Raw genomic sequence first — 14,230 nt, forward strand, 5'->3', positions numbered from 1 at the left:
GTTAAGAATATTATTGCTGTTGTTAGCGGAAAGGGAGGCGTGGGAAAAAGTACCATTTCTGCCAATCTGGCTTTAGCATTGGCTGAAGGAGGTGCATCTGTGGGATTGATGGACGCGGATATATATGGACCCAGTGTTCCTATAATGTTCGGGGTTAGAGGAGCACGCCCGATGATGAAGGAAGTAGAGGGAAAGGGAATGATTGTTCCTTTGGAAAAATTTGGAATTAAATTAATGAGTATTGGTTTACTGGTAGATGAAAAGAATGCTGTTGTCTGGAGAGGACCTATGGCAAGTTCTGCTATCAGACAATTTGTTACGGATGTAGATTGGGGCGAGTTGGATTATTTAGTGATTGATATGCCTCCTGGAACCGGAGATATTCATTTAACACTAATGCAGACCGTTCCTGTTACCGGTGCAATTATTGTTACAACACCTCAGAATGTGGCACTGGCAGATGCTAAAAAAGGTATTGCCATGTTTGGACAGGCTCAGATTAATGTACCCATTATTGGGCTTGTAGAGAATATGGCCTATTTTACTCCGGCTGAATTACCCAATAACAAATATTATTTGTTTGGAAAAGAGGGAGGTAAAAACCTTGCTGAAGAATATGATCTCTCTTTCTTAGGACAAATACCATTGGTTCAAACCATTCGTGAAGGAGGAGATGAGGGTGTGCCTGCCATGGTAGGTTCTGATGAAATAACCAAAAATGCTTTCCGTAATTTTACAGCTCAGTCAGTCAGAAATATTGCTTTGCGCAATGCTAATTTGCCGCAGACTGCACTGATAGAAGTTGTATAAATGTACTACCGGGTTACCATATTTTTTTGCATTTTAGCCAAGTGTATATATGGGCAAAATCCGGATAGCTTACATGAATCTGTAAATACCAAAAGGGCTGATCAACTTCAAACAAAGCTGATTAATTTAAGCGGATACGCTGAATTGTATTACCACCAAAATGAGAACGGCCCAACTACAGGCAATGGTGGAGTATATGCTTATAACCATGCAGTCAGCAAAAAGCCTGCGGTAAATCTTTTATTTATTAAAGCAAGCCTGAATAAGGAACGCTTCAGAGCAAACCTTGCATTGGGGGCTGGTAGTTATATGAGGTCAAACTATGCAAATGAAAAAGGCGTTTCAAAGCATATATTGGAATCTAATTTTGGTTGGAAATTAAGTGCTCGTAAAAATTGGTGGCTGGATATAGGTGTTTTAAATTCCCATATAGGTTTTGAAAGTGCAATTGGTAAAGATTGCTGGACGCTTAGCAGAAGCCTGGCTGCTGATAATTCACCTTATTTTGAAACAGGCGTTAAAACAACGTATATCAGTTCCAATAATCAATGGCTGTTTAGTGGATTGATATTAACCGGATGGCAAACGATTGGTATTTCTACAGGAACAAAAGCACCTTCCTTTGGCCATCAGATTCAATTCCGGCCTGATAGTAAATGGGTCCTGAATTCAAGTTCTTTCATTGGCGAGGGACGTTTCTTTCATAATTTATATGCACAATATCAATTGAATAATCAGCTGGGGTTCACAGCTGGCCTCGATATTGGCTTTCAAAAAATGGCTGGCTTAACCCATTCGAAATCATGGCACACGCCTGTAATGATGGTTCAGTATATTTTCAATGAACAATTAAAAATGGCTTTTAGGGCTGAGTCATTCAGGGATCCACATGGAATCCTTGTTTTTACAGGAACGCCTAACCAGTTTGTTTTACATGGATTTTCTGTGAATGCAGATTACAGCATTGCCAGGAAATTGCTCTGGCGGGTTGAGCTCAAGCAATTAAACAGTAAGGATGCCATTTTCACTAATCATAACAGCATGCCATCCTTCAGTTTGTTTTCTGCAATCACTGCGCTGGCATTCAGTTTCTGATTTTTCAAATTAATGGTACATTGCAGGTACAATGTATCAAACTTCTTATTTCTCTTCTGCCAGTAACGACGAAGTAATCGCATTTATGAAAGAGAATGCCTTTGCAACAGTATGTGGCATTGGAAAGGATGGCTTTCCTGTTGCTACTCAAATTCCTCTTTTACTGGAAATCAGGCATGCTAAAATATTCTTGCAAGGTCATATTATGCGTAAGCAAAATCACACGGTGGCATTCGAAAACCATCAGCAGGTACTGGTCCTTTTTCAGGGACCTCATGCTTATATTAGTGCCCGGCATTATTCTCCACAGAATACGGCAAGTACCTGGAACTATTCAACTGCCCAGGCTAAAGGAATTATTTCTTTTTTAGATCAGCATGCTTTATTTGCACACCTTAATAAACTAACAGCTCATTTTGAGAATAATCCTATGTCGCCTTCTTTAGTGCATCATATGGAAGAAACATATATGCACTCAAATATGCAGGCCATAGAAGCTATTGAAATAGAAGTACTTGAATTGAATCATGTATTTAAATGGAGCCAGAATAAGCCAGTGGAAACACAGCATGCTATATTACAATCCCTTCATCAAGGATCTCTTCAGGAACAATTAGCAGCAGAAGAAATGCGCATGCGATTAAAGAAAAAGTAACAGTATCATGAGTCACAACTTAGCATATCGTAATTTACTAGGCATCGTATTTGCCGGATTCGTTGTATTTTCCTGTACCAGTAGCAAACAAAATACAATGAATCGTCAATACTCATTTGATTGGCAGGGTCACAGAGGTGCAAGAGGACTGGTTCCGGAAAATACCATTCCTGCCATGTATAAAGCCATTGATCTGGGCGCAACAACACTTGAAATGGATGTGGTCATTACCAAAGACAAGCAGGTACTATTGAGTCATGAACCTTTTTTTAATCATGAAATCACCACTAATCCGGACGGTACTGCTGTTACTATTCAGGATGAAAAGCAACTGAATATTTTTCAGATGAGTTATGCTGCTACCCAACGTTACGATGTAGGACTCAGGGGCAATACAAGATTTCCACAACAACAGAAAATGGCCATCACCAAACCGCTGTTATTACAAGTGATTGATTCGGCAGATGCTTATGCCAAGCAACAGAAAAAAGCATTGCCACATTATAATATAGAAACCAAGACGCAGCCCTCTACTGACGGCATTTTTCATCCCGATCCCAAAACCTTTATTGATTTATTGGTGTCGGTTATTCAAAATAAAAAGATAACAAATCGGGTAACGATTCAGTCTTTTGATATTAGAACACTCCAATATTTGCACCAGCAATATCCATCCATTCCTGCGGTTTTATTAATTGAAGGGGAGGATAAAAGAAGCCTGGATCAACAGTTATCAGAATTGGGTTTTACGCCTTTTGCTTATAGTCCGCATTTCTCTCTGGTAAATGAAGCGATGGTAGCAGCCTGTAAAAAACATAATATGCAACTGATACCCTGGACGGTCAATAATCTGAATGAGATGAAAAGGTTGAGAGAACTGGGTGTAAATGGAATCATCTCAGACTATCCCAATCTTTTTTATTTTCCTTAACAATCCAAATTGAATCTACTTTCGTAGATACTGTATCATTTTTAAAAAATTAAAAACTACAGTATGAAAAAGATTCTATTTGTAATGGCTTCTGCTTTTTTTGTGAATGCCCTCTCTGCTCAGATGAGTGAGAAAACAGTTGAAGTAGGTGGAGCTCCCATGTATCCTTCTAAAAACATTGTTGCGAATGCAGTGAACTCTGCAGATCATACCACTTTGGTTGCAGCTGTAAAAGCAGCAGGATTGGTTGAGACCTTACAGAGTGCAGGACCTTTCACCGTTTTTGCTCCCACCAATACAGCATTTGGAAAACTACCGGCAGGTACAGTTGAGTCCCTGATTAAACCTGAAAACAAAGCTACCCTAACTAAAATTCTTACTTATCATGTAGTAGCTGGTAAGTTGGATGCAGCAGCTATTGCCGCTTTAATAAAAGAAGGCAAAGGAACTGCCGAATTAAAAACTGTTTCTGGTGGCATTTTAAAAGCCAGCATGAAAGGGAAGAAATTGATTCTTACTGACGAAAAAGGTGGTATGGCTGAAGTGACCATTGCCAATGTCTACCAAAGTAATGGAGTGATTCATGTTGTAGACACAGTGGTATTGCCTTCTTAATTACCTTTGGGGTAAGTTAGCAATATGAAAAAAATTATTATTACCCTGGACGGATATTCATCTTGTGGAAAAAGTACCCTGGCTAAGCAAATGGCCAGGGCACTTAATTATATCTTCATTGATAGTGGCGCCATGTATCGTGCCATTACTTTATACTTTATTCAGCATGATATTGATTATACAAATGATCTGGCTGTTCAGGAAGCACTAAAAAATATAAGCCTCGCTTTTGATTATAATGCCGAGAAGGGATCCAGCGATATATTATTGAATGGAAAGAATGTAGAGCAGGAAATACGTGAAATGCGGGTTAGTAGTCTTGTTAGTGATGTGGCAGCCAATCCATATGTAAGAGAATTTGGTGTTGCTCAGCAACAGAAAATGGGATTGCAGAAAGGGATTGTTATGGATGGCAGAGATATTGGTACCACTGTATTTCCCAATGCGGAATTAAAAATATTTGTTACTGCTGATCCTGAAATCAGGGTGGCCAGAAGGTACCTGGAATTGTCTGCCAAGAACCCTGGTATCACCAAGGATGAAGTTCGGGCAAACCTGTTTATGCGAGACCAGATTGATAGTACCAGGGAATTCAGTCCGTTAAGAAAAGCAGACGATGCAATTTTGCTAGATAATAGTCATTTAACCCGTGAAGAGCAGTTAAAAACCGCTCTTCAGTGGGCAAATGATAAAATTAGTTCAGTACCTGTTCTGTAATTTTTCCTGTAGTCTTGTGCTTCAGAATTAATTTCTTTGCACCATAGTGAGTGGTTTCTTCCTTAACCAGATAATGATTCTCATCGTAGGAAACCAAATGCGATTCTTTGGTAAGTCCTGTTTTACCGCGCCAGATATCCAGCTTCACAGGTTCCCATGCTTTGGATTTAGCACTTTTATATGCTGCATCTAATATGGCATTCACAACATAGCCATCGTAGAAAGTTTCTTTGGGTGCTGTTCCTTTTTCCAATGCATTGAACATGTCCATGAACATATGGTTATATCCCAGTTCATTTAATTCATCTCCTACCGGGAATAGCCATCCGCTATTGCTTTCAGCTTTTTCTGCAATATAGTCTCCTCCTTTACCGGTCGTAAACATGTCGAATCCGGTTCTTAAAAAAGAGTTGATCCAGATGGTGCCTTCTGTGCCCATCACTTCATCACGTAAGTCTAATCCGCCTCTGAAAGTCCAGCTAACTTCGAACTGGCCAATAGCCCCGTTTTCGTAGCGAACAAGACCAATGGCGTGGTCTTCTGCTTCAATGGGCTTTACCTGCGTATCGGCCCAGCACATTACTTCAACCGGCTTGATGTCTTTGCCAATATAACTTCTGGTGATTTCAACACAATGACAACCCAGGTCCAGAATACATCCTCCACCAGCTTGTTCAATATCCCAGAACCATTCGCTGTGCGGGCCAGGGTGCGTTTCACGGCTTTTTGCCCAAAGTACTCTTCCCAAAGCACCTTCGTGAACACTCTGACTGGCTTTGATAAATTTAGGAGTATACACCAGGTCTTCCAGGTATCCGTTGAAAATTCCTGCAGCTTCTACCGCTTCCAGCATGCGCTTGGCTTCTGCTGCATTTCTCCCCAGCGGTTTGGTGGTCATTACCGCTTTTTTATGCTTACAACAAAGCATCACTGCTTCTTCATGTAAATGATTAGGTAATGAAATACAAACGATGTCTACATCTTCTCTGGCAATGGCTTCTTCCATTACCGTTGTATAATGATGACACTGATAATCTTCCGCAAACTTTTTTGCGCTCTCTTCTCTTCTTGAATAGATACTTACAATTTTATCCTTGCTTCTGTAACCCTGCAGGGAATCTGCATAAAAACGGCCAATGAAGCCGGAACCTAACATGGCAATGCGTTGCATGAAAATTTATTTGAGTGAAATAATTAATTACTAGTAACTGTTTTTTTCTCTTTAAAGAAAATGATAAACAATACCAAAACCGCTGCAGCAATATAAGCAGGCACCATCCAGATACTCATCCAATTGTGTCCTTCACCTACTTTAGCACCTTCTACCACAAAACCAGAGTAGCCTGTACCAATCACCATGCCTAATCCATAAGTGGCAAAAGTGAACAGACCCTGTGCGGCATTTTTGATTTTTTCGCCGGCTTTCTTTTCCGTGTACATATAGCCAGTAACAAAGAAGAAATCGTAACAAATACCGTGTAATACAATACCTGCATACAACATCCAGGAAGCGTCACCCACATTGCCATAAGCAAAGCATACATAGCGAAGTACCCAGGCCAGCATACCAAAGATTAGCATGTTTTTTACGCCGATTCTGTTGAATAGTAAAGGAATGGCCAGAATGAATACGGCTTCAGAAACCTGACCGAGTGTCATTTTGGATGCTGCATTCGGGAAACCTAATTCATTCAGGAATGGATTGGCAAAGCCATAATAGAAAGAAAGCGGTATACAAATCAGGATGGCTGCAATAAAGAATACCAGGTAAGATTTGTCTTTGAATAAAACGAATGCTTCAGTGCCCAAAGCAGAAGAAGCATCTGCAGTCTGAGCCTTCGGAGGTGTATTGGGTAATATAAAGCTCAACAGTCCTAATCCCCCCGAAACAGCTGCAGCAACATAAAATGTATCAGCTGATTTTTCAATCCCCATCTGGCCAATGATTACACCAGCCACAATCCAGCCAATGGTTCCAAATACGCGAATCCATGGAAATTGTTTACCCGGGTCGGTCATTTGAGAAAAGGCAACACTGTTACTAAGGGCAATCGTGGGCATATAAACCAGTGAATAACAAAGGATGACCCAGTAGAAAATATTATTGTCTGTTATCTTGGTAGCCATAAACAACAGACCTGCACCTAAAATATGAAGTACACCCATGATTTTTTGTGCAGCAAAAAAGCGGTCAGCAATTAAGCCTACAAAAAAAGGAGAAATCATGGTAGCAATAGCCAGCGCTCCATAAGTAGCTCCAATCTGAATTCCGGTAGCTTGTAAGGGTGGTTCACTCATATAAGTGCCCATGGTTACATACCAGGCACTCCAGATAAAATACTGAAGAAACATCATCAAGGATAACTTGATTCCTGTGGTTAAATTCATATAGCAAATTTTGAATGGACAATATAATTATTATTTGGGATTCCTGAGGGGTTAGCGCATGCTTTCTCTCAGGAAAAATATACCATTTTACGTATATGAATTTAGAAGAATTGATTTTAGTTTGAGACCCAATTAATCAAGTGTTATTATCTTGATAGAGATGGGGAAGAGTTGAGGCGAAAGGGTAAGCTTAAATTGGCGCTTTCTCTTGGCGGAAAAGATGATTATTATTTTAACTATTAAAGTGAAAAAGTACAATAATGAATCCTAAAGTTTCTCTGATTATAAAAATATTAGTAGTACCAACATTATATGCCATTATACTTCGTTTATTTTTCGGTGTAAAAGATTGGGAAAGCATTTTTTCGGTAATGTCCGTTTCTTTTTTGCTTTTACTTCCTTTTATAGTAGGGACCCTTTCTGTTTATTTTTCAAGCGATGCTAGTGCAGAGAATGTGCTCTATAAAATATTTATTCCCTGGCTTCCTGTATTTCTATTCCTGATGATTACCTTACTACTTGCCTGGGAAGGATGGGCTTGCTGGCTTATGGTATTGCCATTATTTCTGGCCGCTGCATCTTTGGGGGGTATTTTCGGAGGGTATTTAAAATCAAGAAAAAAGCAATCGAAAATGCAAATATCACTACTGATGCTCTTTCCTTTTTTATTTCTCCGCTTGAACAATCAATTGGTTCCATTCCCGGCACTTATCAGGCATATACCTATATTGATATACAATCCAGTCCTGAAAAAATATGGTCCAATGTTACAAGGGTTAAGGGGATTGCAACTGATCAGGATAAAGGCTGGCTTACCAAATTGCTGGGGTTCCCAAGACCAGTTAAGGCAGAACTAAATTATGAAGGAGTTGGTGCTTACAGGAAAGCAGAATTTACCAATGGTCTTGTATTTCATGAAACGGTTACAGAATATGAGCACCAGAAGAAAATGGTCTTTACTATTAAGGCAAATCCACATGAAATACCATCCACCACGCTGGATCAGCATGTTGTTGTTGGCGGTCAGTTCTTTGATGTTTTAAATGGCACTTATGAACTGGAAAAATTGAAAGATGGATTTTATCGGTTGCATTTGTACAGTTTTTTTAAAATGAATACTACATTTAATTTTTATGCAAGCTGGTGGGCCAGATGGATTATGCAGGATATACAGAACAATATTTTACAGGTTGAAAAACAAAGAGCAGAAGAAGTAAATTAGTAAATAAAGATGTTTCAGGGGAGGTCATTAATTATAGGGACTATGCATTACAAAGAGCAGGTGATTGCTCCGGTTCTGGAATCTGCAATAGGAGTAAAATGCTACACTCCGGCTGAATTTAATACGGATATGCTCGGTACATTCTCAGGTGAAATTGCAAGGGAAATGGGGCCGGTAGAAACAGTAAGGAAGAAATGCCTGATGGCGATGGAATTGTCGGGTTATGATTTGGGAATTGCCAGTGAAGGATCTTTTGGACCTCATCCGGGTATTCCATTTTTACAGGCAGACGACGAATGGTTAATTTTTATTGACCAAAAAAATAATATTGAGATTCTTGTGAGAGAGCTTTCTTTTGAAACCAATTTTCAGGGTAGGGAGGTAGGAACCAGTATTGAATTGGAGGAGTTTTTGGATAGGGCAAAATTTCCGCAGCATGCTGTAATGATACGATCCTTAGAGAATTCAAATGAATGGATTAAGGGAATTCAGAGCCGGGAGGATTTAGCAAATGCAATGAATAAGTTGAATAGAATAGATTCCCGTTTCTGGATTGAAACAGATATGAGAGCGATGCATAATCCTACTCGTATGGCAGTGATTAAAAAAGCTGCTCAGAAATTAGTTAATGCAATTCTGTCTACCTGCCCATCCTGTTCCATGCCGGGTTTTATTGTTACATCGGATAAAACGGGATTGCCTTGTGAACTTTGCGGATCGCCTACACAATCCGTTATATCACATATATATTCTTGTAAATACTGTCAACATATGCTGGAAATTAGGTTCCCCTCCGGGAAGCAAAAAGAAGATCCCATGTATTGTCATCGTTGTAACCCTTGAATTAACTTCGGCTTTTTATTGATACTTTTAATTTATGAACTGGATTATACTAATTATTGCAGGTTTGTTTGAAGTAACTTTTGCTTTCTGTCTGGGTAAAGCAAAAGGTTCAACCGGTTTAGCAATGTATGGTTGGTATACCGGCTTTCTTATTGCGCTAACAATGAGCATGTTGCTCTTGATCAAGGCCACCCAAACTTTACCCATTGGCACGGCCTATGCTGTATGGACGGGGATCGGTGCTGTGGGGACAGTAATAGTAGGAATTGTTATTTTTCATGAACCTGCCAGTTTCTGGAGATTATTTTTTATTGCAACCTTGATTGGGTCCATTTTGGGCTTGAAATATATTAGCAACAGTTAATACTATTTTATTTTCAATTAAAATCAGTTTTTAAAAAAAATAACAATTTGATAATCTTTCAGAGAAGATATATGTAACATTGCCGAAATTTTCCTGATGCGCCTGTTTGCATGTATCATTTTATTGCTGCCTTTTTTTGCAACCGCTCAAACCATTGAGAAGACCAAAGAACTGCCAAAGTCAGTAAAATGGTATGAATCAATTTCCATAAGGGGCTATAGTCAAATACGATATAACAGGTTACTCGAAACCAATCCAAATCTTAATTGTGAGCAGTGTGACAGATCCTGGGGCGATAATGGTGGTTTTTTCATGAGAAGAATGCGGGTTATTTTCTTTGGTCAGATTGGCCCGAAAGTCTATTTCTATATTCAACCCGATTTTGCGAGTAGCGCAGCTTCTGACAGGTTGCATTTTGGTCAGATCAGAGATGCTTATTTTGACATTGGACTGGATAACGAAAATGAATTCAGATTAAGAATTGGACAAAGTAAAGTTCCCTATGGATTTGAGAATATGCAATCCAGCCAGAACAGAATTCCTTTAGACCGGAATGATGCATTGAACAGTGCTGTAGCCAATGAGCGCGATATTGGTGTGTTCTTTTATTGGGCACCTAAAGAAAAGAGAAAGCTGTTTTCAAGTTTAGTTAGTGATGGTTTAAAAGGTAGCGGTGATTATGGAATGTTTGCCTTTGGCCTTTACAATGGTCAGACAGCCAATAGTCCGGAGTTAAATAACAAGCTTCATGCTGTAACCAGATTTTCTTACCCGATGTTGCTTGGAAATCAGATTATGGAAATGGGAATCCAAGCTTATAAAGGCCAGTTTGTAATTCCCAGATCTAATTTATCCGCTGGAGTAAAATACAAGCCAGATTTAAATTACACTGATGAAAGATTAGCGGCAAGCGTTATTCTTTATCCAAAACCATTTGGAATACAGGCTGAATACAATGTTGGAAGAGGACCTGCATTTAATAAGCAGACTGATTCAATTGAAGTACAATCCTTAAATGGAGGATATATTACACTTAGTTATCTGAAGAAGTTTTCAAAGCAAATCCTTATTCCTTTTATACGTTATCAGCAATACAATGGTGGTAAAAAACATGAAAGAGATGCCAGAAGTTATAATGTACGGGAATTGGAATTTGGAGCAGAATGGCAAATAAATAAAAATTTTGAACTGGTTGTTAATTACACCTTATCGAACCGGCGTTATGAAGATTATATACTTCAGAATAATCTTCAAAAAGGAAATCTGTTAAGAATTCAGGCTCAGGTTAATTTTTAGTATATTGTATACTAAACGATTCCTTGGAAAAAAGGGTTACATATCAATTTACTTGGAACCTGTTGGTTTGGTTAAATGCCATCTGGTTTGTTGCGGGCTTATTTGTTTTTAACTGGGAGCCTGTTTTTATTATTCTGGCATATGTTTTTGAAACAATAGTTATTGGATTGATTGCATTAGCTAAAATGCTGCTGATACTCTTATTTAGTGATGCACAGAAAAAAGAAACCCAAACATTATTGCTGAAAAGAAAGGAAAGTCATTATTCGAATAATGATTTGCCTGCGAATCAAAAAGGATGGATTGCAGCATTGTTTGGTTTTTTTGTATTGGGGATGTTCGGTGTTGTTTATTTCCTTTTCATACAGGGTCAGGCCGTATTTATTTTTAGTATGTTGTCGCACCAGGATCATCATTTTCTGGATGGCCCATCTGCAATTGGGAAAAATTTCTCATATCTCTTTCTGCAAAAAGACTTCATTGCGGCCTTCTCTGGCATTATTGTTTGGCATACAGCTGACTTTGTTAAGCAGTTTTTATTGAATCAGTCGTATAAATCTCAAACCATTATTCCCGTATTTGTTCAGCCGTGGATGCGGATTTTTGTTCAGCAATTAATGGTAATAGTCGGAGGAATTTTATTCTTTGTATTTAATAATAATTTTATGGTGGTAGGATTGTTATTAATTCTTTTGAAAACACTGGCAGATTCAACTGTTATTAATACAGCTAACCTAATTTCAGCAAATGAAAAAGCAAACAGATTTCCCGGTTCTGGTTTATCAGAATAACAGAAAGTACACCCTTAATGCGGTAGGCATGATCTGTTTGGGGCTTTCCATTTTTGTTTTCTATATAATTTTTCATGATCTGGACGGTTTTTTTATGGAATATAGTAATCCCGTTTACGGATATATAGCTTTAACCTTTTTTCTGATTGCAGGCAATGCTATGCTGGTGGCAATGGTATGGTTAAGCGGGCGGTATGTTCTGAAGATTGTGCAAAATACCCCCAATGAACTAATTGTTACTACCTGGTCAATAACAGGGTTCAGTAAATCGTTTATTCAGGATAAACAGCTGCTTGCCGAAGTGGATTTTATTAAAGGAGATGCCCATTTTTCAGGTGTCCCTAGAGTAAATGCACCATGGTTAAAATTGAAGACCAATGAAAATAAAACACTGGTTGTTGATATGCAGGGAGATTTCTCAAATTGGCATTTTAAATAGTGATTATCTACTTATTATTAATTAATTGATTAATTGTTTTAAAATATGAAGTGTTTGAATGCAGATGAAGTTATTAAACATATGACAGTTCTGGACCCTTCATGGGAACTTCATGTAAATGCAATTCAAAGAAAATTTGTTTTTAAAGATTTTAAAAATGCATTTTCTTTTATGTCTGCAGTTGCAGCCATTGCCGAGAAATTAAATCATCATCCGGATTGGACAAACAATTACAATACTGTTATTATTAAGCTAAACACGAATGATTTGGGTTGTTTAACTGAGTTGGATTTTATATTTGCCCGAGAGATAGACATTCTGAATTAAATTTATTGCAGATTATGACTACAACCATCATTATTAGCTTGTGTGTTTTATTGCTAATGGCATATTTGTTTGACCTGAGCGCGTCCAAAACAAAAGTGCCATCTGTTATTTTATTGTTGTTGTCTGGGTGGATGGTTAAGCAAATATTAAATTCGGTTGATATTACAATGCCCAATTTTGCTCCGTTGTTACCAATACTGGGGACTGTTGGTTTAATTATGATAGTTCTGGAGGGAGCACTTGAGCTGGAATTAAATAAGTCGAAGTTTAATCTGGTAAAAAAGTCGGTACTGGTTGCCTTTATTCCCATGATTGGCCTTTCTTTTTTCCTGGCTTTTCTCTTTTATTATTTTCAGGGTGTAAGTTTTAAAGATGCTTTTATAAATGCAGTCCCTTTTTGTGTAATTAGCAGTGCAATTGCAATACCAAGTGTTAGTTCACTTGATAAGTATAAAAAGGAATTTGTGATCTATGAAAGTAGTATGTCTGATATACTTGGAGTTGTGCTTTTTAATTTTGTTGCATTCAATGCAGTAATTAATTTCAGCGCAGTTTCAACTTTTTTTATTCAAATAATAATTGTGCTTATTGGTTCTTTTGTTTGCACCATTTTTCTTGCTTTTCTGCTTAATAGAATAGAACATCACGTTAAGTTTGTTCCAATTATCATACTGATTATCTTAATTTATTCTGTTTCAAAAATCTATCATTTACCCGGATTAATTTTTATCATGCTGTTTGGTTTGTTCATTGGGAATCTGGATGAACTCAGAAGATTTGCCTGGATTGATAAATTCAAACCTGATGAACTCAATAAAGAAGTTCATAAATTCAAAGAAAATATTGCAGAGTTTGCTTTTATTATTCGAGCCCTGTTTTTTTTATTATTCGGATTCTTGATAAATACGGCTGATATTCTGAATACGCAGAGTTTAGGATGGGCATTCATTATTGTTTTTTCTATTGTTGTATTCAGGGCAGTGTCTTTAAAATTGTTTAATGTGCCCTTAAAACCATTGCTGTTTATTGCCCCAAGGGGACTTATCACTATTCTTTTGTTTTTATCAATTTTGCCGGAGAATTCTATTTCATTGGTAGACAATGCGTTGGTAATTCAGGTTATTATTCTTTCTGCTTTGGTTATGATGATTGGATTAATGACCTCCAGAACTAAGTGAGATTCAGTTCGTTAGATTTTATTTTGTGCCTGTTTTTTTCTTTTCAATTCATTAAGAAATTTGGTGTTACTTTTACACTCATTACTATGAGTAAGAAGCAAGACATCGTAACATTCTTCCATTATGGTTCTAGCCAGCTGCATTATTATATCTGCAGAATGCCTGTTTCTATATTAATTCTGGTTTTTAGTTTTTCTTCTTTTTTCCCGGCTTTTGCAAATGCCTCTCTAGATAATGGACGTCATTCCACAATTATCAAAGCAGAGGCTTCTTCTCAAGCTAATTTAAATGTAATTACAGAGGCAGAGTCAGTTGAAGAAGATAAGGCGGATTATATTAATTACGATTATACTGCGTTATTTCTTTTTTCTAATATAGAGGCTGATTATTCCAATAATCTTGCCAAGCGATTACTTGCCCTAAGTAATGATATAAATAGAAGACCCCGGCTACAATTTTTTGTATTGTACCATTGCTGGAAAAGCCATCTTAGTTAATTCCATTTTACACTAAGGCAGTAATTGCTGCCTGTTTTTCATTTTTTTGGATTAACTAAATT

The 14,230-nt window shown here is 37.8% G+C and carries 17 protein-coding genes; 15 read left to right on the forward strand and 2 right to left on the reverse strand.

Going from position 1 to position 14,230, the window contains the following annotated elements; all coding sequences use genetic code 11:
• The 6 genes from P767_RS0100985 to cmk all read left to right on the forward strand — a co-directional run.
• On the forward strand, window positions 1-810 hold an 810-nt coding region (locus tag P767_RS0100985), incomplete at its 5' end, for an Mrp/NBP35 family ATP-binding protein (RefSeq protein WP_026763050.1).
• Complete coding sequence (locus tag P767_RS0100990) at window positions 811-1,905, forward strand: porin (RefSeq protein ID WP_051416956.1); 1,095 nt, start codon at window positions 811-813, stop codon at window positions 1,903-1,905. It abuts the gene before it with no gap.
• A gap of 31 nt (window positions 1,906-1,936) precedes the next feature.
• Window positions 1,937-2,560, forward strand: a complete 624-nt coding sequence (locus tag P767_RS17385; protein WP_026763052.1) for an FMN-binding negative transcriptional regulator — start codon at window positions 1,937-1,939, stop codon at window positions 2,558-2,560.
• Between the two features lie 7 nt (window positions 2,561-2,567).
• Window positions 2,568-3,491, forward strand: a complete 924-nt coding sequence (locus tag P767_RS0101000; RefSeq protein WP_026763053.1) for a glycerophosphodiester phosphodiesterase family protein — start codon at window positions 2,568-2,570, stop codon at window positions 3,489-3,491.
• Window positions 3,492-3,554: 63 nt separating this feature from the next.
• Window positions 3,555-4,106 (forward strand): fasciclin domain-containing protein, encoded by a 552-nt coding sequence (locus P767_RS0101005; RefSeq protein ID WP_026763054.1) that lies wholly within the window; start codon window positions 3,555-3,557, stop codon window positions 4,104-4,106.
• Between the two features lie 24 nt (window positions 4,107-4,130).
• Window positions 4,131-4,823: a (d)CMP kinase gene (gene cmk, locus P767_RS0101010; RefSeq protein WP_026763055.1), complete on the forward strand. Its 693-nt coding sequence runs from the start codon at window positions 4,131-4,133 to the stop codon at window positions 4,821-4,823.
• On the opposite strand, the gene P767_RS0101015 is transcribed toward cmk, so the two are convergent.
• Together P767_RS0101015 and P767_RS0101020 are read right to left on the reverse strand one after the other, a co-directional pair.
• Entirely contained in the window at window positions 4,801-5,994 is a 1,194-nt protein-coding gene (locus P767_RS0101015) for a Gfo/Idh/MocA family protein (RefSeq protein ID WP_026763056.1), read from the reverse strand. The genes cmk and P767_RS0101015 overlap by 23 nt on opposite strands.
• Window positions 5,995-6,017: 23 nt before the next feature.
• The gene (locus P767_RS0101020; RefSeq protein ID WP_026763057.1) at window positions 6,018-7,211 is read right to left on the reverse strand and encodes a nucleoside permease; all 1,194 of its coding nucleotides are present in this window, start codon (window positions 7,209-7,211) and stop codon (window positions 6,018-6,020) included.
• Window positions 7,212-7,743: 532 nt separating this feature from the next.
• Between P767_RS0101020 and P767_RS15190 the strand changes: the two genes are divergently transcribed.
• The 9 genes from P767_RS15190 (at window position 7,744) to P767_RS0101065 (ending at window position 14,168) form a co-directional block, all read left to right on the forward strand.
• Window positions 7,744-8,433, forward strand: coding sequence for a hypothetical protein (locus P767_RS15190; protein WP_051416958.1), 690 nt, complete (start codon window positions 7,744-7,746; stop codon window positions 8,431-8,433).
• Between the two features lie 42 nt (window positions 8,434-8,475).
• Window positions 8,476-9,276, forward strand: coding sequence for a DUF6671 family protein (locus P767_RS0101030; protein WP_216593179.1), 801 nt, complete (start codon window positions 8,476-8,478; stop codon window positions 9,274-9,276).
• Window positions 9,277-9,310: 34 nt separating this feature from the next.
• A complete protein-coding gene (locus P767_RS0101035) occupies window positions 9,311-9,640 on the forward strand; it encodes a DMT family transporter (protein ID WP_026763059.1) in 330 nt (109 codons plus the stop codon).
• Between the two features lie 96 nt (window positions 9,641-9,736).
• Entirely contained in the window at window positions 9,737-10,936 is a 1,200-nt protein-coding gene (locus P767_RS0101040) for a porin (protein ID WP_037351488.1), read from the forward strand.
• 23 nt (window positions 10,937-10,959) lie between these two features.
• Window positions 10,960-11,727 (forward strand): DUF6498-containing protein, encoded by a 768-nt coding sequence (locus tag P767_RS0101045; RefSeq protein ID WP_026763061.1) that lies wholly within the window; start codon window positions 10,960-10,962, stop codon window positions 11,725-11,727.
• A complete protein-coding gene (locus P767_RS0101050; RefSeq protein WP_026763062.1) occupies window positions 11,684-12,166 on the forward strand; it encodes a hypothetical protein in 483 nt (160 codons plus the stop codon). Before P767_RS0101045 ends, P767_RS0101050 begins: the two co-directional genes overlap by 44 nt.
• Window positions 12,167-12,211: 45 nt before the next feature.
• The gene (locus tag P767_RS0101055) at window positions 12,212-12,493 is read left to right on the forward strand and encodes a 4a-hydroxytetrahydrobiopterin dehydratase (protein WP_026763063.1); all 282 of its coding nucleotides are present in this window, start codon (window positions 12,212-12,214) and stop codon (window positions 12,491-12,493) included.
• A 14-nt stretch (window positions 12,494-12,507) separates the two neighbouring features.
• Complete coding sequence (locus tag P767_RS0101060; protein ID WP_026763064.1) at window positions 12,508-13,671, forward strand: cation:proton antiporter; 1,164 nt, start codon at window positions 12,508-12,510, stop codon at window positions 13,669-13,671.
• Window positions 13,672-13,757: 86 nt separating this feature from the next.
• Window positions 13,758-14,168: a hypothetical protein gene (locus tag P767_RS0101065; protein ID WP_157611298.1), complete on the forward strand. Its 411-nt coding sequence runs from the start codon at window positions 13,758-13,760 to the stop codon at window positions 14,166-14,168.
• Window positions 14,169-14,230: the final 62 nt, after the last annotated feature.

It is taken from the genome of Sediminibacterium salmoneum NBRC 103935, from assembly GCF_000511175.1.
GTDB classification, from domain to species: domain Bacteria; phylum Bacteroidota; class Bacteroidia; order Chitinophagales; family Chitinophagaceae; genus Sediminibacterium; species Sediminibacterium salmoneum.